Source organism: Spirillospora sp. NPDC029432, from assembly GCF_040703975.1.
Lineage (GTDB): Bacteria > Actinomycetota > Actinomycetes > Streptosporangiales > Streptosporangiaceae > Spirillospora.
Genome location: NZ_JBEZWH010000036.1, coordinates 1 through 24,390, shown reverse-complemented (window position 1 = coordinate 24,390; position 24,390 = coordinate 1). Strand labels below are relative to the sequence as shown.

The following is a 24,390-nucleotide window of genomic DNA, read 5'->3' as shown; positions in this document are numbered from 1 at the left end:
GTCGCGACGTTAGCATCATCAAAGACTAAAGTGACGATTCGTTCAGGCATGACGAACCGCGTACGATAGAGAGGTCATCGAGTGAGAGGGGCACGATGCCAGAGCGGACCGGCGGTACGGCCAACCGCACCGAGAGGCGCAAGGCCCGCACCCGGGCAGCGCTCATCCGCGCCGCGCAGACCTTCCTCGCCGAGGGGAACCTGAACGCCCCGATCCTGGAGATCACCCGGACCGCCGACGTCGGGCTGGGGACCTTCTACAACCACTTCGACAGCCGCGAGCAGCTGTTCGAAGTCGCGATCGAAGAGGCCCTCGACCGCCACGGAGCCCTCCTCGACGAGATCACCGCCGAACTGCAGGACCCGGCCGAGATCTTCGCCCAGGCGTTCCGGCTCACCGGCCGCCTGCACCGCCTGCACCCCGACCTCAGCAAGGTCCTGCTGAACAGCGGCCTCTCCCTGCTCGCCTCCGAGAAGGGACTGGCGCCCCGCGCCCACCGCGACATCGAGGCCGGAATGCGCAGCGGGCGCTTCGGCGCGGTCCGCGACCCCGACCTCGCCCTCACGGTCATCGGAGGGTCCGTCCTGGCTCTCGGCCGCCTCCTGCACGACCAGCCCGAACGCGACGCGGCCGACGCGACCGACCGCATCACCGAGGACCTGCTGCGCATGCTCGGCCTGCCCACGGCCGAGGCCGCCGAGATCTGCGCCCGTCCACTCCCGGACCTGACCGCCTTCCTCGGGGACGACAAGGCCGCCTGACCTCTGCGACCGGCTCCGCGTCAGCGCCCCGACCGGAGCACCTCTGGCAGCGGGATGCGCGGAGAACGTCGGACGTGAGCGCTATGGTTCGTCTTCATGGACACATTCCACGCCCGCCCTGATGAGACGGTCCCGGCGTGAGCCGCTACCGGGGGCCCGCCACCCTGATCAGCAGCGACGGGGCCGAGGTCGAGGTCTACGTCGACCTGCGCTCGAAGCAGCGGGAGTGGTCCGGGACCGCGACCATCAGCGACTTCGATGTCACCGGCCCTCACGACCGGACGCTGAGGCTTCCGGACGGCCGCGAGGCGCAGGTCGAGCTCGGCGGTTCGGCAACCTGGTCCGACGTCGTCACGCTGGTCGGAAGCGGTCCGCCGCCCTTCGCCTGACAAGCCTCGTCCAGCCGTAGAAGCAGCCCATCGGCCGTTGCCGGTCTCTGACTCGAAGGCCCTGTCCCGCACCGGCGGGACAGGGCCTTGTTCTTGCGTTCCGCACGGCCGCGGAGATCATCGCCGCTCCGAGCCGGAACGGCCCCACCGCTCATAAGGCCGTGATCTGCACAAATACGCTACGGCCGGACATTGCTGGCTGCCCCTGGCGGGGAGGTTTCGATGTCCGCGGGGAGAAGGATCGCCCAGATCCGCTGCGCTTCCGGGGCCGCCGGCAGCACGCTGCGAGCAGATGCCCCCAAGGAAGGCCACAACATGCGCGCTCGCACCGACCGGCCCGTAGCCGGGCCGACCCACCACTCCCCCGGCCATCCGATCGGCATCGCTCCCGCCCTCTGAACCGGCCGTCGACGAGCCGGTCCCGGCTCGATCGCGGTCGGCTCTCCCCCGCCGTCCCGCCGCGCGACCGGATCCCGGAGGAAACGTGATCGACCCCCACACCACCGCGCCCCCGCCCATCGCCGCTCGAGGCGTCCCGCCGGAGATCACCGTGCGGCTGCCGCCGGTGTACCTGCCGATGCCGCTGCAGGTCCATCCCCGGCTGGAGGTGCTGGAGAGGGACGGCGTCGCGTTCATGACCCGGCACGGCCTGTGCCGTGACGCGGCCATGCGGGCCCGGGTCGTCGACAGCATGTCCGCCCGGCTGTTCGGGTACGCCTGCCCGGACGGCGACACCGGCCGCCTCCAGCTCGCCGTGGACTGGACCTACCTGCTGTTCCTCCTCGACGACGAGCACGGCGACCAGGACGCGAGCGGCGGCACCGACGGCGACAACTTCGCCCTGCTGGATCTGGCCGTGCGGATCGTACGCACCCTGGAGGCACCCGACGCGCGCGTGCTGGAGCCCGGCCATCCCGTCAGCGGCCCGGTGCTGGAACTGGCCACCCGGCTGCGGCGGATCGCCGACCCGCGCCACCGGCGCCGCATGGCGGACGCCCACCTGCACTGGCTGATGGGCACCGCCTGGGAGATCCCGGCCACCGTCCGCCGGCCCCGTCCCAGCGTCAACGACTACCTGCTCACCCGGATGATGCACGTCGCCCACGCGGCCGTGCTGACCTGGGTTCAGATCAGTGAGCCGGACGTCATCGACGACAGCGAGATCACCAGCGGTCCCGTGCGGGCGCTGACCGAGATGGTCGGGGCCGTGGGCACCATCGACCAGGACCTGTACGGCTACGGCCGGGACCAGTGGATCGCCCGCCACCGGCCCGTCCCGGCAGTACCGATCGCCAACATGGTCAACGTCTACGCCACCGCGCAGAACCTGTCGACCGACCAAGCCCTGCACGCCACGGTCGAACTCCGCGACCGCATCGTGCACCGCTTCCTGCGGCTGCGGGCCGAGATCCGCCCGGCGGCCTCGCCCGCGCTGCGCCGCTACCTCGACAATCTGACCACCGTCCTGCGCGGCAACTACGAGTTCGGCATGACGGCCGCCCGCTACCGCAATCCGGACGGCCGCCATCCCGGCGCCGTCCGCACCACCGGGACCATCACCGACACCCCGGCCGCCACCGGAGCACCGGGAGTCCCCTGCATCGACTGGTGGTGGTCCTGAACCCGTGAATGGAGTCGCCTCTCGCGGATAGCGGAGCGGTGCCGGGGCTCGGACGCGCATACTGGGCATGCCGAGCAGCGCGACCGGTGCCGGTGATGGACGCCGATCGCCGATGACTTCGACCCGCACGACGAACCTACGGAAGGTCGATCGATGACCGAGTTGAACGCGGAACTCGCCCGGCGGGCGATCGTCGAGCACACCCGGCGTCTGGCGGAATCGGCCGCCGCGGCCGGACCCGACGCCGCCGTGCCGACGACCCCGGGGTGGACCATCACCGACCTTGTCGAGCACGTGGGCCAGACCGAGCACTGGGTCGCGGAGATCATCGAGCGGCGCATCACCGACCCCGCGCGGTTGCCCACGGAGATGGCCGTGCTCCCCGCCGACCCTCGCGAGTGGCAGGCGTGGCTGTCGGAGTCCGCGCGGCGGGTCGCGGGCGCGTGCTCCGATGACGCGCTCGACGCGCCGGTGTTCAACGCCGCTGGGGACGAGCGGTCCGGGACGCGGTTCTGGATGTCCAGCGTCCTCAACGAGGCGGTCGTCCACGGCTTCGACGCGGCCAACGCGGCGGACCGGCCGGCCGGCATCGACGCCGGCGTCGCGGCCGCGCTCATCGGCAACCACCTCACGATGCTCACCTCCCCCACATGGGAGGCGCGGCGGGCCGAGTCCGCCCAAGCCATCCGGGGCACCGGGCAGACCCTGCAGTGGCTGGCCACCGACACGGCGGACGACGCGGGCGCCTGGTTCGTCGAACGGCGGCCTGACGGGGCGACGTGGCGGCCAGGAACCCGGCAGGCCGACGTGACGGTGACCGGCCCGGCCGGATCGCTGCTGCTGGCCCTCACCCGGCGGCTACCTCTCACCGACCCCGAAGCCACCGGCATCAGCATCGACGGTGACACCGCCCTCGTCCAGCACTGGCTGGACAACACCGCCCATGTCAGCGACTGACCGGCAGGCTCTTCGCCGGCGCGGATGCGCCGGCCGACTCTGAGAGCGCCAGTCCGCCGCAAGTGACCATTTCCGGACTGCGACTGCTCGAAGGGGCCTCTTGGAGGCGGAACTCGCGCACGCCGGCGCGGAAGTTGTTCTTATTGAATTATGTATCACCGGCGAGGAATCGGCCGTTCTGCCATTTGGGCGGTGACAGTCCTGCGCGCAAGCGCACATGATGGGCGGCCGGGCGGAGTTGTCAACGCGATGCGTTGACAACAAAGCAGACGTCTGCTGACGTTATGGGTCGCAGCAGAGAATCCTCGTCACGGCCGAAAGGGTAATGGTGACCCCGCCTGCCCCTCCGTACCCCGCCGGCCTTGGCGCCGCGGCCGGTGCCGCCCGATGCCCTCGTTTCCCGTTCGCGCCTCCGGCCGATCCGTTGGCCCTGCCCGCCGAACACATCCGGCTGCAGCGGGCCGCGCCGCTGTCGAAGGTCATGCTGCCGCCCGGGCAGGAGCACACCGAAGCGTGGCTGGTCACCGGCCATCAGGAGGCCCAGGCCGTGTACCGCGACGCCGAGCGTTACTCGCGCCGGCTCGCCGACGGCATCCGGCCGTTCCTGCCGGCCTATCCGATCATCATCGCCCTGGACGCCCCCGAGCACGGCCGTATCCGCGGCCTGGCCGCGGCCGGATTCACCCGGCGCCGCGTCGAACGGCTCCGCCCCGCCGTCGAAACCCTCGCGGATGAGCTTCTGGACGATCTGATCGCGGCCGGAGAGCCGGGCGACCTCGCCGAGGGTTGGGCCACCGCGCTGACGCTGGGCACGATCGCCCGCCAGTTCGACCTGCCGCCCGGCGACTACGACCGGTTCCGTACCTGGTCGGAGACCATCGTGTCCGTCGACCCCGCCATGCAGGCCCGGGCCCCGGCGGCGATCGGGGAGATGGTCGCCTACGCCGCCGCGCTGCTGCCCGGCCGGGCCGACGATCCCGGCGAGGACCTCCTGTCGCTGATCGCCGTCAACGCCCGGAAGCACGGTGTCGATCCGGCGTCCGCCGGCCTGCTGGCGGTCAGCATCGTCGCGGGCGGATGGGAGACCACGGCCGGTGCACTGATCTCGGGGCTGCACTGGCTCCTGACCAGCACCAGCGAAGACGGCACCAGCCTGTACGCGAGCCTGTGCGCCGACCCCGGGCGCATCCCGGGCGCCGTGGAGGAACTGCTGCGCAAGGTGCCGAACTCGGTGCTGGGAGCTACGCAGCCGCGATTCGTACTCCAGGATCACGAACTCGGCGGCGTCGGCCTCAAGAAGGGCGAGATCGTCATCCCGTCTCCGGATTCGGCCGGACGCGACCCGCGCGCGTTCGACGACCCGGAACGGATCGACCTGGACCGCACCCCGAACCCGCATCTGGCCTTCGGCAACGGCGCGCACATGTGCATCGGCGCCTGGCTGGCCCGCCTCGAACTCCAGGTGGCTTTCGAGGTCCTGACCAGGCGGCTCCCGGAGCTTCGGCTCGCGGTCCCGGCCGGCGGGCTGGACTGGCGATTCGACGCCTCGGTGATCCGCCGGCCGGCGCACTACCCCGTCGAATGGACGCCGTCCTCCAGCGACAAGCCCATGTCCTGAACGACCGGTAATGCGGTCACGGCACGCTCCGGCGGCCGGTCGGCCATTTCGTGCTGACGCGATCCATGGATTCGAAGCCGTGGCGATTCCACTCTGACCGGAACACTCGTTCGGCATTGCCCTTTTCAAGCCCTGTGTTCCTGCGAACAGGCTGCGTGGGGCAGTGGGGCAGTGGGGCCGGGTGGAGCGCGCATACTGAAGTGAGCAGGGGCGACGGGAACGGGTATCTGGAAAGGTGGCGATGGATGCCGGGAGTCGACGGCCCGTCGGGTCCCGTCGAGGCGCGGCGGGGCGCGTCGTCGGCGATGGTCAGGTTTCTGGACCCCTACCTCGCCTTCTGGACCGAGGCGGACGCCATGCTGGAGACGATGCTGGACGCGGTGCTGGAAGTGTCCGGCGCCCGCAGCGGCAGCGTGCAGCTGCTCGATCCGGACGGCGGGTTGCGGATCACCGCGCACCACGGGCACGGCCCGGAGTTCCTGCGGTTCTTCGCGGTGGTCAGCGATCAGCGGTCGGCCTGCGGGCGGGCGCTGGCCCTGGGCGGCCCGGTGGCGGTCGGCGACGTCGCCCACAGTACGGTTTTCGCGGGAACGCCGGGCCGGCAGGCGATGCTGCGGGACGGCTCGCGCGCGGTGCTGTCGCTGCCCCTGGTCGGCCCCACCGGTGAGGTGGCGGGCATGGTGTCGGTGCACTACCCGCGCCCCCGGCGGGTCGAGCCGACCGAACTGCGCCTGCTGTCCACCATGGCCAAACGCGGCGGCCGCCTGCTCCACGTCCTCACGCACTAGCGTCCGCGCCCGGGACCACCCCTGACGAGTGCTCACGGCCCCGGCGAAAGGGAAGCACGACGCCGGTGAAGAGGGCGGGTGTCAACGCGGCCGGACTGCTGGCGGCCGCCCTCGCCGATGAGATGGTCGCGGGAGTGCTGGATGCCGCGACCGAAGCCGTACGGGCCGCCTTCGGCTAGCCAGGCGCAGTGAGCGTTCCGCCGGCGGACCGTGGCCGACGTCCACCGGTCGCGTCCCGGTCACCGGGGGCGGCCCTGGACGAGCAGGTGGCGTTGCAGGAGCGCGGCCACGACGGCGCAGCCGATGACGCCCAGGAGGCTGGCGCCGCCGAACTCCCCGCGGACGGCGTAGGAGGAGACCGAGGCCGTGAAGACGCCGGTGCACATGGCGAGCGCGAAGGCCACCGCGGGCGCCGCGTACCGGGCGGGCAGCGCCGCCGACACCAGCAGCAGGACGCACAGGATCAGGTCCGGTACCAGGAACAGGTTGTCGTCGCGCCAGGAGTCGTGGACGAAGAGGAAGGCGAACGTGGAGCCGCTGATGAGGACCGCGAACGCGCGGCCGATGCCGATCAGGTTCATGGCCCCTATAGCAGCGCGGCGCGCGGTGGCCGTACATCGGCCAGGGAGCCCGGGATCGGCGGCCACTTGGAGGAGGGCGGTCTCCTGCCGGCGGCGGAGGGCGCGGCGGGGGGCGCCGACCTAGGATCGGTACGTGTTCGCCACCCGGGTGGAGGATCTTCTCGCGCGCTGGTTCGTCCCGCTGCGCCTGGCCCTGGTCGCGGCCCTCGCCGCCGGTGATCTGGCGCTCATGCACCGTCCGGCCGGTGCCGCCGACTGGGCATTGGTGGGCGCCGCGTACGCGGCGTACGCGGCGGCCGTCCGGCTGCCGATGCCCGCCGTGGCCGTGCTGGCGGTGCTGCTGGGGACCGCCGAGGCGGCGGGCTCGGCGATGATCGTGCCGGTGAAGGGGATGCTGGCGATCGCGCTGCTGGAGCTGGCGGTGCGGCGGCCGGCCCGGGAGCTGTGCGCGGGCGCCGCCGCGTTCGCGCTGGCCGTGGCGTGCGGCTGGGCCGGCGACCCGGCCGCCGAGGTCCCGGCCGCGCTGTTCCGGGTCGTGGTCTTCCTCACGGTGCTGCTGCTGGCGGGGGCCTACCTGCGCTCGGCGCGGGCGGCGGCGCGGGCCGCCGGGGAACGGGCCGCGGCCGAGACCCGCGCCGCGCGTGCCGCCGAGCGCGCCGCGATCGCCCGCGAGCTGCACGACCTGGTGGCCCATCACGTCTCGTCGATGGTGCTCCGGGTCGGCGTGGCCAGGCACGTGCTGCCCGATCCCGGCCCGCCGGGCATCCGCGAGACGCTGGACGACCTGCACGCGGCCGGCACCGCCGCGCTGGACGACCTCGGCCACCTGGTCGCGGTGCTGCGCGACCCGGCCACCGTGCAGGGCGACCCGCCGCCGGTCGAGCCGGCCGCTCTGCCCGCCGCGCTGGAACGGGTGGTGGAGCGCGGCCGGTCCGCCGGGCTGACGGTCGAGGCGGCCGTCGATCCCGCCGTGGCCGGGCTGGATCCCGTACGGGGCGGCACGCTGCTGCGGCTGGTCCAGGAGGGGATGGCCAACGCCGCCAAGCACGCCGGGCCGGACGCCACCGTACGGCTGAGCGCGCGGGTCGACGCGGCGGCCGTCCGGCTGGAGATCCGGGACGACGGGCACGGCGCGCCGGCGCCGCCGGGCCACGGGCTGGCCGGGATGCGCGAGCGGGTGGACCTGCTCGGCGGCGTCTTCGAGGCGGGCCCGGCCGAACCCGGGTGGCGGCTATCGGCCGAGCTGCCCGCGGCCGGGGCGGTGCGGTCGTGATCCGGGTCCTGATAGCCGACGACCAGCAGCTCGTCCGGATGGGGCTGCGGGTGCTGTGCGAGTCGGCCGGCGACATGGAGGTCGCCGGGGAGGCCGCCGACGGCCGGGAGGCGGTGGAGCTGGCCGGGCGGCTCGCGCCGGACGTGGTGCTGATGGACCTGCGGATGCCCGGCCTGGACGGCACCGCCGCCACCGAGCGGATCGTGGCGGCGGGCCCGCGGCCCCGGGTGCTGGCGCTGACGACGTTCGGCGACGACGACCACCTGTACCCGGCGCTGGCCGCCGGGGCGTGCGGGTTCCTGGTCAAGAGCGCGCCGCCGGGCGAGCTGCTGGACGCGGTCCGCCGGGCCGCCGCGGGCGGTACGCCGTTCAGCCAGGAGGTGCTGGCCCGGCTGGTGGAGCGGGCGGTGAGCGCCCGTACCGAGACCGATCCGGGCGATCTCACGCCGCGCGAGCGCGAGGTCCTGGCGCTGGTCGCCGCCGGGCTGTCCAACCAGGAGATCGCCGACCGGCTGCACCTGGGCGTGACGACGGTGAAGACGCACGTCGCCGCGCTGCTGGCCAAGACCGGCTGCCCGAACCGGATCCGGCTGGCGGTGTTCGCCGTGCGCGCGGGGCTCGCACCCGGCTGACCGTTCCGCCGGGCGGCGGCGGAGATCGGCCGCTCCGTCCCTTACCATGGGGAACGCAGGTCACACCTCAGGCCACCGGGGCCCGCGACGTCGCAGCCGGCGACGGAGCCAGTGGACCGCGCCCGACACGGTCGTCCCGCCGGGGAACCGTACGCAAGGTCGGGCGGCACTAGGCCCCGAGACCGTGTTCTTGCATTCGATCGAGGGGCCGCCGCGTACTCCCCGATAGAGCAAGGACGAGTCTGATGGCCTCTCCGGCACCCGCCGTCGAACGCTTCGACACCACATGGTTCATCCGTGCGACCAAGGCGCTGCTCACGTTCACCGTGGGCGGCTTCGCCCTCCTCGTGGTGTTCGGCAACGTGACCGACTACTGGACGAACTTCAACTTCGTCTCCCACGTCTTCGCGATGGACGCGCAGAAACCCGCGCTGCGCGAGGTCAGCAACATCAACTACCGCGCGATCCCGTGGACGTGGTTCCACCATGTCGGCTATATCGGCGTCATCCTCACCGAGGCGCTGATCATGGTGGCCTGCCTGGCGTCGGCGTGGCGGCAGTTCCGTACGCTGCGCGCGCCCGACGCCGCGTACCGCGAAGCCAAGCGCTGGGGCCTGGCGGGCTGCGCGATCGGCCTGTTCCTGTGGTTCTTCGGCTTCCAGGCCGTGGCCGGCGAATGGTTCGGCATGTGGATGAACGAGACCTGGAACGGGATCCCCGACGCCGTGCGCCTGTGCACGTACATCGGCATCGTCCTGATCTACCTGACCATGACGAACGACCGCGCCCCGCGCGAGGCCGTGGCCGCCTGACCCCGCCCTGCGGGCCGGCCGGCCGCCGCACCGGCCGGCCGGCCCGCGGTCAGACCTTCGCCGGAGCCGCGGCGCCGGCCGGCTTTCGCAGGCCGGGATGGGTCTCCGGGCTGCGCAGGACGCACCCGAAGGTGATGAGCCCGCTGACGACGAGGAAGCCCGCCACCAGCCAGGGCGAGTCGCCGGCGGTGGCCAGCAGGGTGGCGGCGATCAGCGGCGTCAGGCCGCCCACCACCGCCGAGCCCTGGTAGGCGATGGACAGGCCCGTGTACCGGACGTTGCTGCCGAACAGCTCGGTGAAGTACGTGGCCTGCCCGGCGAACATGAGCGTCGGCCCGAAGATGTACATCGCGATCAGGGCGAGCCAGATCAGGGCCTCCGACTTGGAGTTCAGCATCATGAAGAACGGGAACGCGGCGACGATGACGAAGGCCGCCCCGGCCAGGTAGATCGGGCGGCGGCCGTAGCGGTCGGTCAGGGCCCCGAACACCGGTGTCGCCGCGATGCCCAGCGCCGAGGCGACGAGCATGCCGTTCAGCGGCACGGACTTGGCCACCGCGAGCTGCGTCGAGACGTAGGAGATCGCGAAGGCGTTGCCGATGTTGGACGAGACGGCCTCGCCGATGCGGGCGCCGAAGGTGACCGCGACGGTACGGGGGTCGCGGAAGACGTCGACCAGGGGGCGGGCGGCCACGGTCTTCTCGCGCTTGAGGCGTTCGAAGTCCGGCGTCTCGGCGACCTTGGAGCGGATGAACAGGCCGACGGCCAGGAGCAGGGCGCTGATCAGGAACGGGACGCGCCAGCCCCAGCTGTAGAGCTGGTCGTCGGGCAACTGGGTGACCAGCGCGAAGACGCCGGTCGCCAGCAGGATGCCGGCGGACGCGGCCGCCTGCGGGATGGAGCCCCAGAAGCCGCGGCGGCCGGGCGGGGCGTGCTCGACGGTCATCAGGGCGGCGCCGCCGTACTCGCCGCCCAGGCCGAAGCCCTGGAGGAGGCGCAGCACGACGAGCATGACCGGTGCCCAGATCCCGGCCTGGGCGTAGGTGGGCAGCAGCCCGATGGCGAACGTGCAGGCGCCGACGATGCTCAGGGTGGCGATCAGCGTCTTCTTGCGGCCGGCGCGGTCGCCGAAGTGGCCGAAAACGATGCCGCCGAGGGGGCGGGCGAGGAAACCGACGCCGTACGTGGCGAACGCGCTAATCGTGGCCAGGGTCGGGTTGCCCTCGGGGAAGAAGAGCTTGCCGAGGACGAGCGCGGCGGCGGTGCCGAAGACGAAGAAGTCGTACCACTCCATGAGCGCGCCGGCGAAGCTGCCGAGCGCGACCTTCCTCATCTCGGGCGCGGTGGTGGCGGGGGGTGGCTGTGACATGGGTTCTCCCGGGTCAGGCGGCGGGGTCGGGCCAGCCGATGAGCACCTTGATCTGGTCGGGGTCGGCCGTCGCGGCGAACGCGTCGGCGGCGCGGTCGGCGGGGAGGTCGGCGGTGACGAGCCGTTCGGCGCCGGCGGGCGGATCGGCGAGGACGGCGTCGATGTCGGCGCCGGTGTACAGGCCGGTGCCGCGGACGTCGATCTCCCAGCGCTGGAGGCGGGGCAGGGCGAGTTCGGTCGCGCTCCGCGGGACGCCCACCACGACGATCGTTCCGCCGGGGACGGTCGCCGCGGCGGCGGTGGCGAGGGTGGGGGCGGCGGCGACGCAGTCGAAGGCGGTGTCCACCTCGGGCGGCGTCTCGTCGGGGGTGATGACGCGGGTGGCGCCCAGGGCGGCGGCCAGGTCGCGCTTGCTCCGGACGGGCTCGACGAGGGTGACGTGCTCGGCGTGCCGGGCCGCGAGGAGGACGGCCAGGCCGACCGGCCCGCCGCCGACGATGAGGACGCGGCCGAGGTTCACGGGAGCGCGGCCCACGGCGTGCCGTCCCACCGCCAGGGGCTCGGTGAGGGCGGCCAGGCGGGGCGGGATACCCGGGGGGACGCGGTGGCAGAAGCGCCCCTCCACGACCACCCGGTCGCGGGCCAGCCCGGGCAGCGCGAAACCCATGACCTTGGCGTGCGAGCAGAGGTTGGTGGCGCCGCGGCGGCAGGCCGGGCAGGTGCCGCAGGAGTACAGGGGGTTCACCACGACGAGGTCGCCGGGGGCGCACGAGGTCACCGCGGCGCCCGCGGCCAGGACGCGGGCCGCGCACTCGTGGCCGGTGACCACGGGCGGCGCGATGAACGGGTGGACCTTGCGCAGGACGTGGACGTCGCTGCCGCAGATCCCGATGCGGACGGGGGCCAGCAGCACTTCGTCCGGGCCGGGTGCGGGCGGCGGCGGCGCGGGTTCCAGATGGACGGCGCCGTCGGCGCCCAGGACGATCTGGCTCATATCGTGATCACTCCCTTGACGATCGCGGTGGCGGCGCCGACGGCGGCCATGGCGAGGACGGCCTTCCGCGCGCGCTCGCGGCTCACGCGGTGCTCGACCAGGTGGCCGAGCGCGACGCCGGCCAGCGTGCAGGCGGCGGCGAGGGCGAGCATGGACGGAGGCAGCCGCGGCCAGCCCTTGACCGCGAGCGAGCCCGCGTTGACCAGGACGGTGTAGAGCTGCATCGACGCCACGAACGAGGCGTGCTCCCAGCGGGTGGCGGCGGCGTAGAGGGTGATGGCGGGGCCCCCGATCCCGGCCGTGACGTTCATGAGCCCGGACACGGCGCCCGCGCCGGCCGCGCCGGCCCGCCCCTGGAGGAGTTCGGGGCCGGGAAAGCGGTGCAGGCTGTACAGGGCGAGGAGGATCAGCAGGCCCTCGCCGATCATCAGCGGGGCGCCTGGAACGTTCCCGGCGATCCAGCCGCCGAGCGGCAGGACGGCCAGCGCGGGCACCGCCAGGCTCAGCACCGTGCGGCGGTCGACGTCCCGCCACACGGCGGGCAGCACGACCAGGCTGGAGAGCAGGGACAGCAGGTTGACCAGCCGCACGCCCTCCATGGGGCCGAGCAGCAGCACCAGCAGCGGCCCGGCCACCAGCGCGAAGCCCACGCCGGTGACCCGCTGGGTGCCCGCTCCCACGAGCACGCCGAGCGAGACCGGCAGCAGGGTCGCGGCCGCCGCGGTCACCGAGCGCGGCCGGCCATCGCGTCGTCGACGATGTCGCAGAGCTCGCGCAGCCGCGGGACGGCGTCGCGGCGCAGCGCGCCGGTGACGTCGGCGGCGCCGACCACCGTGCGCCAGACCGCGCGGCCGGCCAGGAAGCCGCTCGCGCCCTCCTCGCAGGCCAGCCGTACGGCGCGCGGGAACAGGTCGTGCGGGACGCCGCTGGACAGCACCACCCAGGGACCGTCGATGGCCTCGGTCAGGGCCGCGCACCCGCGCCGGACGGCGGCCTCGTCGCCCTCGCCGTGCAGGGGCACCTCCGCCTTGTAGACGTCGGCGCCCAGGCCGCCGAGCTCGCGCGCGGCGGCGAGCACCCCGGCGTTCCACTCCTCGGCGGTACGGGGGGTGCCGTCGCGCGAGCCGCGCGAGAGCGGCTCGATGATGCTGACCAGGCCGGCGGCGCGGCACCGTTCGACGAACTCCCGGACCATGGCGATCCGGCCCGCGGGGTCCTCGTCCGGCCGCCACAGGACCAGCAGCTTCATGGCGCGGCCGCCGGCGGCCGCGATCCGCGCCGGGTCCACCGCGCGGTCGATCTCGACCTCGGCGACGAACTCGCGCTCGTCGGCGGTGAAGTGGTCGGCGGCGGCGATCAGCGCGCAGCCCGGGTCGATGACGCCCGCGTCCAGGACGGGGTCGAGGGCGAACTGGCGTTCCAGCAGGACGGCCGACGCGTACGGGGTCAGCTCCCGGACCGCGTCGATCTTGAACGCGGTGATCTGCTCGTCGGTGACCGGGCCGTCCTGGTGCTCGGCGAACATCGCGCGCAGCGCCTCGCGCTGGTCCACGGCCAGCATCGCGAACGCTCCGGAGGGCCGGGTCAGGGCGGACAGGTCGGGTACGGCGGTCGAGGGCGCGGTCACGTTGCTCCTTCTACTCGTCTGTATCGGTGGAACCGCTGTTCAGCGGGTGTAGGGGACCGCCGGGAGGCGGGCCGCCAGGGCCCGCGCGGCGGTGTCGTCGGGGATCCCGCCGCGCCCGTCCAGGGCCTGGCAGGACAGCGCGGCGGCGGCGTTGGCGTACGCCAGCGCCTCGGGCAGGGGGAGGTCGCGCGCGAGGGCGGCGACGAGGGCGCCGTGGAAGACGTCGCCGGCGCCGAGCGTGCTGCGCACCTCGACGCCGTGGTGGCCCTCGACGCGGTACGCGCCCCGGGCGTCGGCGGCGTACGCGCCGTTCGGGCCGTCGGTGGCGACCACGTACCGGGCGCCGTCGTCGAGCGCGGCCCGCAGCAGGGACGCGGTGTCGCGGTCGCCGTACGCCTCGCGCAGGGCCTCCAGCGTCGGCGCGAACACGTCGACGCCGGCGGGGCGGCGGCCGATCGCGAGGTTGCCGGCGTCCTGGCAGACCAGCGGGCGGGGCGCGCCCGCCGGAAGGCCGGCGAGCAGGGGCCGCACGGCGGGCCAGCCGAGGTGGTCGACGAGCACGACGCGGGCCGCCAGGACGGCGCGGGCCGCCGGGGAGCCGGGCTCGATCCGCAGGGCGGGGCCCGGCTTCGTGCAGATGGCGCGCGAGCCGCGCGGCCGGTCGACCAGGATGACGCAGCTCGCGGACGGCGTCCCGGCGACGGTGGCGATCCGCGCGGTGTCGACGTTCTCGGCCGCGAGGCCGTCCCGGATGAGCGCGGCGCGGTGGTCGTCGCCGACCGCCGCGATCAGGGCAGGGCGGGGGCGGTCCGGGCCCAGCAGCCGCGCGTAGGCGACCGCGGCGGTGGCGGCGGGGCCGCCGCCGCACTCGACGATCTCCTCGGCGACCACCCGCCCGTCGGCGGCCGGGAACGCGGGCAGCTGCGCCACCGTGTCCCAGACGGCCGCGCCGGCGAACACGGCCTCGGGCGCCTCGTCCACTGTCACTCCCGACCTCCGGTTTGTTAGATTTCCAACATCGATTGCGGGGATGTTAACTACCCATGTCCGGAACGTCAATGGTCTGGCGATAGGTCTGCCGCGAGAACAACAAGGATGGTAGTTTCCGAACATTCATCACCGTGGGGAAGGGATCCAGTGGCCTCAGCAGGGTTGCGGTACGAAGGGGCGCCGGCCCGCCGGCAGGCGATCGTCGAGCGAGTCCGGGCCGCCGGCTTCTGCTCCATCGCCGATCTGGCCGAGGAGCTCGCGGTCTCCGACATGACCGTCCGCCGGGACGTCCGCCGGCTCGACGAGATGGGCGCCGTCCGGGTCGTGCACGGCGGCGTCAGCCTCCCGCCCGACCAGGAGTTCAGCGTCCGCGAGCGCGCCAACCCCGGCTCGAAGGAGCGCATCGGCGCCGCCGCCGCCGGGCTCGTCGGCACCTCCGACACCATCGCCGTGGACGCCGGCACCACCGCGCACGCGCTTGTCAACGCGCTGCCCGAGACGTTCGCGGGAAGCGTCGTCACGCACTCGGTCCCGGTCATGCAGGCGCTGCTGAACGTGCCCGGCGCCCGGTGCGTGGGGCTCGGCGGCGACCTGTACGCCCCGAGCAGGGCGTTCGTCGGCCCCGCGACGGTCGAGGCCGCCGCGCGGCTGCGGGTGCGCTGGTGCTTCCTCGGCGCCGCCGCCGTCGACGACCGCGGCTGCTACGGCGTCTACGACCTGGAGCGCCCCACCAAGCAGGCGCTGATGGACATCGCCGACCACGTCGTCCTGCTCGTCGACGGGAACAAGTTCCACAGCTCGGCGCCCGTCCTGCTGGCCTCGCTGGACGCGCTGCACGCGGTCGTCACCGACGCCGAGCCGCCGCCCGCGGTTCGCGCGGCCCTGGACGAGCGCGGCGTCCGGCTGCACCTGGCGGTGGACGCGTGACGCTCACCATCGACGCGATGTCGGTACGGGTGCTGGCCGCGCCGCTGCGCGAGCGGGTCCCGATGTCGTTCTCCGCGCTCACCGCCCGGCGCTCGGTGCTGGTCACCGTGCGGTCGGGCGGCCTGGCCGGAACGGGTGAGAGCTGGGTCAACTACCCCGAGTGGGGCTGGCGCGAGCGCGTGGCGACCCTGGACGGGCTGCGGCCGCTGGTGGTCGGCGCCGACGCGTCCGACCCGGCGCGGCTGATGGCCGATCTCGCGCGCCGCCTGCACGGGGTGGCGCGCCAGTGGGGCGCTCCCGGGCCGCTGTGGCAGGCGCTCAGCGGCATCGACATGGCCTGCTGGGATCTGCTGGGCCAGGCACGGGAACGTTCCATCGCCGAACTCCTCGCCGGCGGTCCGGCGGCGGCCCGGTCCGTCCCCGCGTACGGGAGCGGCGTCGGGCCCACCGGCGTCGCCGAGCTCACCGAGCGCGCCCTGGAGCTGGGGCTGCGCGCCGTGAAGATCAAGGTCGGGTTCGGCGAGGAGACCGACCTGGCGACCGTCCGGGACGTCCGCGCCGCCGCGGCCGGGACTGACCTGGAGGTCTTCGCCGACGCCAACCAGGCGTGGGACCCGGCGACCGCGCGGCGGATGTGCGCGCTGCTCGCCGGCCACGGCGTCGCGTGGTTCGAGGAACCGCTGGCCGAGGACCGGTACGGCGAGCTGGCGGAACTCGCCGCGGGCACCGGCGGCCCCGCGCTGGCGGGCGGCGAGAACGTCTACGGCGCGGATGCGTACCGGCGGCGCGTCGCCTCCCCCGCGTTCGCGCACATCCAGCCCGACCCGTCCAAGACCGCGGGGATCAGCCTGAGCGACGCGGTCGGCCGGATGCCCGGCACCGCGCGGCTGAGCCCGCACTGCTACGGGGGCGCGCCGACCCTGGCCGCGTCCGCGCACCTGGTCGCCGCCGCCGAACGGCCCGGCTGGGTGGAGCTCGACCTGCGGGACAACCCGCTCCGAACCGAGATCGCCGCCGTGCCCGGCCTCCTGGACGGGGGCCGCCTCGCGGTCCCCGGCGGGCCGGGACTCGGCCTGGTGTACGACCCGGCGGCACTCGATCACTACACGCAAGCAGAGGAGAGCATGTGCTGACGTCCGCCCCCCGACCCGGTGCCCTGCTGCCCGAGCCCGCGTCCGGCCCGTTCCCGCTGACCGTCGTCGACCCCGCGACCGGGACGGTGGTCGGCGAGGTCGCCGGGGTCGGTCCCGACGCGGCGGCCCGCGCGGCGGCGGCCGCCGCCCGGGCGTTCCCCGGCTGGGCCGCCCGGCCGGCCGCCGACCGCGCCGCGGCCCTCCGCGCCATCGCCGCCGGCCTGCGCGAGAGCACCGAGGAGCTGGCGGCGCTGACGACCGCCGAGACCGGCAAGCGCCTGGAGGAGTCGCGCGCCGAGGTGGGCTTCTCGGCCGGCTTCTTCGACTGGTTCGCCGAGGCCGCGGTCACCGCCGAGGCGGGCGCGGACGAGGCGGTGGCCGTCCCCGGGCGCGACTTCCGCGTCCGCCGCGTGCCGCTCGGCGTGGTCGCCGCGATCACCCCGTGGAACTTCCCGCTGTCCATCCCCGCCCGCAAGATCGCCGCCGCCCTGGCCGCCGGCTGCACGGCCGTACTCAAGCCGAGCGAGCTCACCCCGCTCTCGGCCGTCCGGCTGGTCGAGATCTGCCACCGCCACCTGCCCGCGGGCGCGCTCACCATGGTGACCGGCGACCCGGTCGGCCTGACCGCCGCGCTGACCGGCGACCCGAACGTGGCGTCGGTGAGCTTCACCGGCTCCACCCGGGTGGGGCGGATCGTCGCCGGCCAGTGCGCCGAGCGGTTCCTGCCCGCGGTCCTGGAACTCGGCGGGCGCGGCCCGTTCGTGGTCGGCGCGGAGGCCGACCTGGACGCGGCCGTCGAGGCGCTGATGGTGGCCAAGTTCCGCAACAACGGCGCCTCGTGCATCGCCGCCAACAACGTCTTCGTCCACCGGAGCCGCTACGAGTCCTTCGTCGAGCGGTTCGCCGAGCGCGTCGCGGCGCTCCGGGTCGGCGACCCGCGCGACCCCGCGACCGGACTGGGGCCGGTCATCGACGCCGGCCAGCGCGACCGGCTGGCCGCGCTGACGGCCGCGGCCGAGGCCCGGGGGGCCCGCGTCTGGAACGGTCCACAGGTTCCGGCGGAAGGCTTCTACGTCCGTCCGGCCGTGGTCGAGTGCCTCGACGACGATCCGCTCTGGTCGGACGAGATCTTCGGCCCGGTCGCCGCCGTCCGGCCGTTCGACGACGAGGACGCCCTGGTCGAGGAGGTCAACGGCTGGGGCTACGGCCTGGGCGGCTATGTCTGCGACGTGCCCGAGCGCGCCCGCGCGCTGGCCGCCCGGCTCCGCATCGGCATCGTCGGCGTCAACAACGGCGCGCCCAACAATCCGCGCGTCCCGTTCGGCGGCTTCGGCGCCAGCGGGCAGGGCCGCGAGGGCGGCATGGCCGGCCTCCTGGAGTTCACGACGTACCAGACGGTGTCCGAGCCCGCCTGACGATCCGGACCGCCGCACCATTGACCGCTACACGCAAACGGCATTAATTTCATGCGATAGCCAGAGATTGCATGTAAATCTCACGACGAGGGGAACATGTGAACCACGACGACGACGGGGCGGTCCGGGCAGGGGCGCGGCGCAGCGCCGCCTGGTTCGGCCTGGACGGGAAGCTCGGGTTCGTGCACCGGTCCAAGATGTACAACCAGGGGTACTCCTCATCGATCTTCGACGGCCGGCCGGTCATCGGAATCTGCAACTCCTGGTCGGACCTCGCGCCCTGCAACGCGCACCTGCGCCAGGTCGCCGAGTCGGTGAAGCGGGGCGTCCTGATGGCGGGCGGCGTCCCGCTGGAGTTCCCCACGATCTCCCTGGGCGAGACCCTGATGCGCCCCTCGGCCATGCTCTTCCGCAACCTCATGGCGATGGACGTCGAGGAGACCCTGCGCGCCAACCCGCTGGACGGAGTCGTCCTGCTCGGAGGCTGCGACAAGACCGTCCCCGCCCAGCTCATGGGCGCGTTCAGCGCGGACCTACCGGCGATCATGGTGACCGGCGGGCCGATGCTGAACGGCAAGTTCCGCGGCCGGGACGCGGGGTCGGGAACGCACGTGTGGCGGTTCAGCGAGGAGTTCCGCGCCGGCCGGATGAGCCGCGCCGACTTCAGCGCCGCCGAGGCGTGCCTGTCCCGCAGCGCCGGCCACTGCACCACGATGGGCACCGCGTCCACCATGGCCTGCCTGGCCGAGGCGCTCGGCATGTCGCTGCCCGGCAGCGCGGCCGTCCCGGCCGTGGACGCCCGCCGGCACAACATCGCCGAGCGGGCCGGGGGCCGGATCGTCGAGATGGTCGAGGAGGGACTCACCCCGTCGGCCGTCCTGGACCGCCGCTCCTTCGAGAACGCGGTCCGCGTCAACGCCGCCATCGGCGGCTCCACCAACGCGGTCGTCCACCTCCTGGCGATGGCCGGGCGCGCCGAGGTCGACCTGAGCCTCGACGACTTCGACACCCTGGGCGCCGACGTCCCGCTGCTGGTGGACCTGCTCCCCTCCGGCCGCTTCCTGATGGAGGACCTCGCCTACGCCGGCGGCCTGCCCGCGGTGATCCGGGAACTCGGCGACCTGCTGCACACCGGCGCCGCCACCGTCACCGGCCGCACCCTGGGCGAGAACAACGCCGGCGCCGAGAACTGGAACCCCGAGGTCATCCGGTCCCGCACCGCGCCGCTGCGCGAACCGGGCGGCCACACCGCCGTCCTGCGCGGCAACCTCGCCCCCGACGGCGCGGTGATCAAGGTGTCGGCCGCCTCCCCGGAGCTGCTCCGGCACACCGGCACCGCCCTGGTCTTCGACACCATCGAGGAGTACCACGCGGCGGCCGACTCCCCCGACCTGCCGGTGGACGCCTCCACCGTGCTCGTCGTCCGCAACGCGGGGCCCGCCGGCTACCCCGGCATGCCCGAGATCGGCAACCTCGCCATCCCCAAGAAGCTGCTGGACGCCGGCGTGCGCGACATGGTCCGGATCACCGACGGCCGGATGAGCGGCACCTCGTACGGCACGGTCGTGCTGCACGTCGCGCCGGAGGCCGCGGCGGGCGGGCCCCTCGCCCTGCTGCGCAGCGGCGACCGCGTGGTCCTCGACGTCCCCGGCCGCCGGATCGACATGGACGTCCCGGAGGAGGAGCTGGCCCGGCGCCGCGCCGGGGCCGGCCCGCTCGCCCCGCCCGCCCCGGCCGCGGCGGGCGCGGCGGGCGCGCGGGCCGGCGCGGAGGGCGGCTACGCCTGGCTGTACCGGCGGCACGTCCGGCAGGCCGACACCGGCGTGGACTTCGACTTCCTGATCGGGCGCCGCGGGCACGCGGTCCCCCGCCGCCACCTCTGACCCGTCCCTCTGCCCGCCCGCTCCTCCTCGCCTCTCCCCGCCCCTCCCTGCCTCTCCCCCGAAGGGATTCACATGGCCGACGACGTGCTGCGCTCCATCCGGGAGCACCGAGTGATGGTGATCTACCGCGGTCAGACGGTACGGGAGTGCCTGCGGGCCACCGCCGAGCTGTACCGCGCCGGCATCCGGCTCTTCGAGGTCACGCTGAACGGGGACGACCCGTTCACCGCCATCGAGGCGCTCGCCAAGGAGTACGGCGGCGAGATCCCCATCGGCGCCGGGACCGTGCTCACGCCGGAGGACGTCTCGCGCGCCGCCGACGCCGGCGCCCGGTTCATGGTGTCGCCCCACGTGGACGCGGCGGTCGTGGCCGCCACCAAGGAGGCCGGGCTGGTCTCGATCCCCGGCGCCTTCACCCCGACCGAGATCGTCCAGGCCGTCCGGCTGGGCGCCGACGTGGTGAAGGTCTTCCCGATCGGCCCGGTGGGCGCCGACCACATCCGGCAGCTGCGCGGCCCGCTCCCCGACGTGCCGATGCTCGCCACCGGCGGCGTCGACGCCGAGCTCGCGGGCGCGTGCGTGCGCGCGGGCTGCGACGGCGTCGGTGTCGGCGTCCAGCTGTTCGGGGAGCGCGCGCTCGCGGGCGACCCCGCCGCCCTGGCCGAGGGCGCCCGCCGCTTCCTGGACGCGACCGCCTCCCCGTCGCGCTGACGGCTCTGCACCACCCCCTCCCCCCACGCGGAACTGCGGCTCCCCCAGCCGAAAGGACGTCGCGCCTTGGCCAGTGAACTCGTGCACGAACCCGTACCCGAACTCGATGACGCGTACAAGCTGCGTCCCGAGGACGTCCGCGAACCCCCGCGAACGCTGGCCGGCCGGCTGCGCTACCTGGGCCCGGGCCTCGTGCTGTCCGCCTCGGTCGTCGGCTCCGGCGAGCTGATCGTCACCACCTCGCTGGGCGCCCGCGCCGGGTTCGTCCTGCTGTGGCTGGTGATCTTCGGTGCGGCGGTCAAGGTGTGGATCCAGCTGGAGCTGGCGCGGTGGGCCATCCTCAACGGCCGGACCGCGCTGGACGGCTACAGCACCGTCGCGCCGCGGATCGGCCGGATGGGCTGGATCAACTGGCTGTGGATCGCGCTGGACGTCGCCAAGAGCTTCCAGCGCGGCGGCGTGGTCGGCGCCACCGCCGCCGCCTGCTCCCTCATGCTGCCGCTCTACGGGGCGGCGCTGGGACGGCCGTCGCTGGTCCTCTGGACGGTGATCATCGCGGTGGTCACCGTGCTGCTCCTGCAGAGCAGCAGGTACGGCATGGTCGAGGGCGTGACCACCGTCTCGGTCGCGGTGTTCACCCTGTCCACCGTCTCCATCGCGCTGATCCTGCCGTGGACGGAGTTCTCGTACGGGCCGGCGGACATCGGGACCGGGCTGAGCCTCACGATCCCGGCCGGGACGATCGGGCTGGCCCTGGCGATGTTCGGCTCGACCGGGGTCGGGGCCGACGACATGACCAACTACACGTACTGGTGCCTGGAGAAGGGGTACGCCCGCTGGACCGGCCCCGACGACGGCAGCGAGGAGCGCGCCCGGCGCGCCGAGGGCTGGCTGCGGGTGATGCGGCTGGACGTGCTGATGTCGTGGCTGATCTGCACCGCCTGCACGCTGTCGTTCTACCTGGTCGGCGCGAGCGTGCTGCGCCCGCAGAACCTCGTCCCCGAGGGGAACGTGATGCTGAGCACGCTCTCGCGCATCTACACCGACACGCTCGGGACCTGGGCCGAGTACCTGTTCCTGATCGGCGCCGTGGCGGTGCTGTTCTCCACCCACATCGCCTCCGCGGCCGCCGTCCCGCGGCTGTGGACCAACACGCTCGGCCTCCTCGGCGTGCTCGACTGGAACGATGTGCGGGTCCGCCGGCGGACCATGCGGATCCTGACGTTCTGCCTGCCCACGCTCTGGGCGGTCTTCTACCTCTTCGTCCAGTCGCCGCTGGTCATGGTGCAGATCGGCGCCATCGGGACGGGAATCTTCCTGCTCGCCGTCACCGCGGCCGTGTGGAAGCTGCGCACCACCGAGGTCGACGCACGCTACAAGGCGAACCGCTGGATGACGCTGGCGCTGGTGCTGAGCAGCGTCGGGATCGGGCTGCTGGGCGTCTACACGGTGCTGGAGGTGCTCGGCCTCTCCATCGGGTGAGGGCTCCGGCTCACCCCATGTCCTCCATGGCCCCCACATCTCCCATGTCCTCTGCCTGCCGCAGCAGGGTGCTGCGCAGGCGGAAGACGTGCGCCCGCGCCGCCCGCTCGGCGGCGTCGGGATCTCCCGACTCGATCGCGGTCAGGATGGCGCGATGGTCGTCGACGGCCTGCCGGGGCCCGGACATCACCCGGGTGGTGCGCATGGCCAGCCGCACCTGCGTCTGCACCCCGTCCAGGAGGCGGACGACCTCGGCGTTGCCGGACGCCCGGCGGATCAGCTCGTGGAAGCGCATGTCTGCCTCGGTGACAGCCGCGACGTCGGTGTCGCGCACGGCCCGCTCGTGCTCGCCGAGCACCTCCCGCAGCGCGGTGACCAGCCGGCGCCCGGCGTTCTCCACCGCGAGCCGCGCCGCCAGGCCCTCCAGCACCTCGCGCACGTCGTAGATGGCCGCGAGCTCGCGCGCGCCGATCTCCGCGACCACCGCGCCGCGCCGCGGCTCCTCGCTGGCCAGCCGGTCCTGAACCAGCCGGAACACGGCCTCGCGGACCGGGCTGCGGCTGACCTCCAGCCGTTCGGCGAGCGCGGGAACGCTCAGCCGCGCCCCCGGCGCGAGATCGCCGGCGAAGATCTCCTCACGCAGGCGCTCGTAGACGGCGTCCGCGATCCGCTCCGCGGAGGTGGCGCCCATCAGCGTGCCTCCCGCTCCCTGACGCACCAGTATTTACATGCAGCGGCCTGATTCTACATTCAATCTCCGGGGACCGGGCTCTAGGCGATGACCGCGAGCAGGGCCGTGATGGCCGCGGTGAGTTCCTCGTCGCCGGACGCCTTCGACCGCCGGCGTGCCTCCTCCACGGTGATGCCCCTGGTCGCCAGCCGCCAGAAGGTGTCCTGGTCCATCGAGACGCGCGCGGCCGGCTCTCCCTCGGGGTCGGCCATCCGCCACCGCCGATCCTGCCGGGCCACGCCCCATCGTCCGCCCGCCGGGCCGAGTACTTCCAGGTGGGCCGTGCTGCCTTCGGGGCGGTCGTGCATGCGCAGGGCGTGCGGCAGGCCGCGCGCGAAGACGTCCAGCACGGGGGCCATGAGGTCGGGCTCGACGGCGCCCGGGCGGGAGACGGCGTCGCGGACCTGCTGCTGGTGGACCCAGAACTCGGTGTACTCGCGGCCGATGTCCAGCCAGGCGGGGCTGTCGACGTCGGTGGCGGCCCAGGAGACGTTCAGGTCGGCGGCGGTGTGGAGGTCGCGCGCCGCCCACATCGCGTCCAGCCGCGGCCCCAGATGGTCCAGCAGTTCGATCATCAGTTGCGGGCTGAGCTGGCGGGACGCCCGGACGAACTCGTCGTTGGTGCGCGCCAGATAGGCGGGAAGCGTCTCGTCATCGGCGAATATCGCGCCGCCGTACCCGTCGCGGGCGCCCGACAGGCGCCGCATGTAGTCGTTGAGGACATGGCCGACGACGTCGTGCACGTCCCAGCCGGGGCACACGGTCGGCGCGGCCCACTCGGCGGGGCTCAGATCGCCGAGCAGGTCGAGCAGGGCCTGCCGCTCGCACGGGAACAGGGGGCGGACGTCGATGACCGGACCGAAGATCATCATGTCGTGACCCTACCGGCCGCCGCCGCCGCGCCGCCCGCCATTTCAGGCCGGTCGCGGGGCGGGGCCGCCGTTCTCGCGGAGGCGGAGGCGCACCGGCCCGAAGAGGCCCGAGACGCGCTGCCCGGCGAAGACGAAGTGGGTGGGGCTCACGTCGTCGAGGTAGGGGGCGAGGGTGCCGTACACGACGGCCTCGATCTCGTTGGGCCCGGGCCGCAGCGAGGTGCCGAGGTCGAAGGTGTACGGGGCGCAGACGCGGATCCCGGCCGGCCGGCCGTTCACCGTCACCTCGGCGGTGCCGCGGACGCGCCCGAGGTCGAGCGTTCCCGCGGTGGCGCCGGCGGGGAGGTCGACGCGGCGGCGGTAGCGCACGCCGCCGCTGTATCCGGCCAGTCCGGCGTCCTCCCAGTCCCCGAGCCCGATCGTGCCGGGCCCCGCCGCGAACCGCACCGGCCCCGCCAGCGCGGCGCCGCCCTGCAGCCCAGGACGCGTCCTGATCCGGAGTTCGGCGGTGCGCGGCCCGGGTCGGCCGGTCGCGGGGAGGACTACGTCGGACGCACCGGCGGTGAACTCCAGGGGCCGATCGTCCAGCCGGACGTCCAGCAGTTCGCCGGTGACCTCGAACGACATCCGCGCCGCGCCCGGCGGGACGGTGAAGCGCAGCCGCTCCACCCGGCTCTGGGTCCCGGGTACGGCGAGGCGGGCCGGCAGCACGGAGCCGCCGGCCGGGGCGTCCTCCAGCCAGGACGCGCCGGGCAGCGGGTGCGGGCGGCGGCGCAGGTGCAGCGCGGCCGGGTCGCCGTGCTGGCGGCGGCGCGTCCGCACGGC

23 protein-coding genes and 1 pseudogene are annotated in these 24,390 nt (G+C 73.8%); 15 read left to right on the top strand and 9 right to left on the bottom strand.

The window, feature by feature from the left end:
• Positions 1-95 precede the first annotated feature (95 nt).
• From AB0881_RS25615 to AB0881_RS25590, 6 genes are all read left to right on the top strand, one after another.
• Entirely contained in the window at positions 96-761 is a 666-nt protein-coding gene (locus tag AB0881_RS25615; protein WP_366620650.1) for a TetR/AcrR family transcriptional regulator, read from the top strand.
• A 137-nt stretch (positions 762-898) separates the two neighbouring features.
• On the top strand, positions 899-1,150 hold the full coding sequence (locus tag AB0881_RS25610) for a DUF4873 domain-containing protein (RefSeq protein ID WP_366620648.1): 252 nt from the start codon (positions 899-901) through the stop codon (positions 1,148-1,150).
• A gap of 484 nt (positions 1,151-1,634) precedes the next feature.
• Positions 1,635-2,771: a hypothetical protein gene (locus tag AB0881_RS25605; RefSeq protein WP_366620646.1), complete on the top strand. Its 1,137-nt coding sequence runs from the start codon at positions 1,635-1,637 to the stop codon at positions 2,769-2,771.
• A gap of 153 nt (positions 2,772-2,924) precedes the next feature.
• Positions 2,925-3,728 (top strand): maleylpyruvate isomerase family mycothiol-dependent enzyme, encoded by an 804-nt coding sequence (locus AB0881_RS25600; RefSeq protein WP_366620644.1) that lies wholly within the window; start codon positions 2,925-2,927, stop codon positions 3,726-3,728.
• A 424-nt stretch (positions 3,729-4,152) separates the two neighbouring features.
• Positions 4,153-5,346: a cytochrome P450 gene (locus AB0881_RS25595; protein ID WP_366620642.1), complete on the top strand. Its 1,194-nt coding sequence runs from the start codon at positions 4,153-4,155 to the stop codon at positions 5,344-5,346.
• A 245-nt stretch (positions 5,347-5,591) separates the two neighbouring features.
• On the top strand, positions 5,592-6,134 hold the full coding sequence (locus AB0881_RS25590; protein ID WP_366620640.1) for a GAF domain-containing protein: 543 nt from the start codon (positions 5,592-5,594) through the stop codon (positions 6,132-6,134).
• Positions 6,135-6,373: 239 nt separating this feature from the next.
• Here the strand turns inward: AB0881_RS25590 and AB0881_RS25585 are convergent, their stop codons facing one another.
• A complete protein-coding gene (locus AB0881_RS25585) occupies positions 6,374-6,715 on the bottom strand; it encodes a hypothetical protein (RefSeq protein ID WP_366620638.1) in 342 nt (113 codons plus the stop codon).
• Between the two features lie 133 nt (positions 6,716-6,848).
• On the opposite strand from AB0881_RS25585, the gene AB0881_RS25580 reads away from it, so the two are divergent.
• From AB0881_RS25580 to AB0881_RS25570, 3 genes are all read left to right on the top strand, one after another.
• Positions 6,849-7,988 carry a histidine kinase gene (locus tag AB0881_RS25580; protein ID WP_366620637.1) on the top strand — a complete coding sequence of 380 codons (1,140 nt, stop codon included), beginning with the start codon at positions 6,849-6,851 and terminating at the stop codon, positions 7,986-7,988.
• On the top strand, positions 7,985-8,620 hold the full coding sequence (locus AB0881_RS25575; protein ID WP_366620635.1) for a response regulator transcription factor: 636 nt from the start codon (positions 7,985-7,987) through the stop codon (positions 8,618-8,620). The genes AB0881_RS25580 and AB0881_RS25575 overlap by 4 nt, the downstream gene beginning before the upstream one ends.
• Positions 8,621-8,865: 245 nt before the next feature.
• A complete protein-coding gene (locus AB0881_RS25570) occupies positions 8,866-9,432 on the top strand; it encodes a DUF2165 domain-containing protein (RefSeq protein WP_366620633.1) in 567 nt (188 codons plus the stop codon).
• 49 nt (positions 9,433-9,481) lie between these two features.
• On the opposite strand, the gene AB0881_RS25565 is transcribed toward AB0881_RS25570, so the two are convergent.
• From AB0881_RS25565 to AB0881_RS25545, 5 genes are read right to left on the bottom strand one after another with little or no spacing between them, the layout of a single operon-like run.
• Complete coding sequence (locus tag AB0881_RS25565; RefSeq protein WP_366620631.1) at positions 9,482-10,801, bottom strand: MFS transporter; 1,320 nt, start codon at positions 10,799-10,801, stop codon at positions 9,482-9,484.
• A 13-nt stretch (positions 10,802-10,814) separates the two neighbouring features.
• Entirely contained in the window at positions 10,815-11,795 is a 981-nt protein-coding gene (locus AB0881_RS25560; protein ID WP_366620630.1) for an alcohol dehydrogenase catalytic domain-containing protein, read from the bottom strand.
• Entirely contained in the window at positions 11,792-12,523 is a 732-nt protein-coding gene (locus AB0881_RS25555; RefSeq protein ID WP_366620628.1) for a TSUP family transporter, read from the bottom strand. Before AB0881_RS25555 ends, AB0881_RS25560 begins: the two co-directional genes overlap by 4 nt.
• Positions 12,520-13,422 (bottom strand): hypothetical protein, encoded by a 903-nt coding sequence (locus AB0881_RS25550; protein WP_366620626.1) that lies wholly within the window; start codon positions 13,420-13,422, stop codon positions 12,520-12,522. The genes AB0881_RS25555 and AB0881_RS25550 overlap by 4 nt, the downstream gene beginning before the upstream one ends.
• Before the next feature lie 39 nt (positions 13,423-13,461).
• Positions 13,462-14,409 carry a PfkB family carbohydrate kinase gene (locus AB0881_RS25545; protein ID WP_366620624.1) on the bottom strand — a complete coding sequence of 316 codons (948 nt, stop codon included), beginning with the start codon at positions 14,407-14,409 and terminating at the stop codon, positions 13,462-13,464.
• A gap of 165 nt (positions 14,410-14,574) precedes the next feature.
• On the opposite strand from AB0881_RS25545, the gene AB0881_RS25540 reads away from it, so the two are divergent.
• The 6 genes from AB0881_RS25540 (at position 14,575) to AB0881_RS25515 (ending at position 21,963) form a co-directional block, all read left to right on the top strand.
• Complete coding sequence (locus tag AB0881_RS25540) at positions 14,575-15,339, top strand: DeoR/GlpR family DNA-binding transcription regulator (protein WP_366620622.1); 765 nt, start codon at positions 14,575-14,577, stop codon at positions 15,337-15,339.
• Positions 15,336-16,472 (top strand): mandelate racemase/muconate lactonizing enzyme family protein, encoded by a 1,137-nt coding sequence (locus AB0881_RS25535; RefSeq protein WP_366620620.1) that lies wholly within the window; start codon positions 15,336-15,338, stop codon positions 16,470-16,472. Before AB0881_RS25540 ends, AB0881_RS25535 begins: the two co-directional genes overlap by 4 nt.
• Complete coding sequence (locus AB0881_RS25530) at positions 16,466-17,887, top strand: aldehyde dehydrogenase family protein (protein ID WP_366620618.1); 1,422 nt, start codon at positions 16,466-16,468, stop codon at positions 17,885-17,887. Before AB0881_RS25535 ends, AB0881_RS25530 begins: the two co-directional genes overlap by 7 nt.
• Positions 17,888-17,985: 98 nt before the next feature.
• Positions 17,986-19,770: an IlvD/Edd family dehydratase gene (locus AB0881_RS25525; RefSeq protein WP_366620616.1), complete on the top strand. Its 1,785-nt coding sequence runs from the start codon at positions 17,986-17,988 to the stop codon at positions 19,768-19,770.
• A 72-nt stretch (positions 19,771-19,842) separates the two neighbouring features.
• A complete protein-coding gene (locus tag AB0881_RS25520) occupies positions 19,843-20,481 on the top strand; it encodes a bifunctional 4-hydroxy-2-oxoglutarate aldolase/2-dehydro-3-deoxy-phosphogluconate aldolase (protein ID WP_366620614.1) in 639 nt (212 codons plus the stop codon).
• A 66-nt stretch (positions 20,482-20,547) separates the two neighbouring features.
• The gene (locus AB0881_RS25515) at positions 20,548-21,963 is read left to right on the top strand and encodes an Nramp family divalent metal transporter (protein ID WP_366620612.1); all 1,416 of its coding nucleotides are present in this window, start codon (positions 20,548-20,550) and stop codon (positions 21,961-21,963) included.
• A gap of 10 nt (positions 21,964-21,973) precedes the next feature.
• Here AB0881_RS25515 and AB0881_RS25510 read toward each other — a convergent pair whose 3' ends face one another.
• From AB0881_RS25510 to AB0881_RS25500, 3 genes and pseudogenes are all read right to left on the bottom strand, one after another.
• Positions 21,974-22,654 carry a GntR family transcriptional regulator gene (locus AB0881_RS25510; RefSeq protein WP_366620610.1) on the bottom strand — a complete coding sequence of 227 codons (681 nt, stop codon included), beginning with the start codon at positions 22,652-22,654 and terminating at the stop codon, positions 21,974-21,976.
• Between the two features lie 80 nt (positions 22,655-22,734).
• Positions 22,735-23,565 (bottom strand): maleylpyruvate isomerase family mycothiol-dependent enzyme, encoded by an 831-nt coding sequence (locus tag AB0881_RS25505; RefSeq protein ID WP_366620608.1) that lies wholly within the window; start codon positions 23,563-23,565, stop codon positions 22,735-22,737.
• A gap of 42 nt (positions 23,566-23,607) precedes the next feature.
• Positions 23,608-24,390, bottom strand: a pseudogene (locus AB0881_RS25500) (hypothetical protein); the annotation flags it as partial.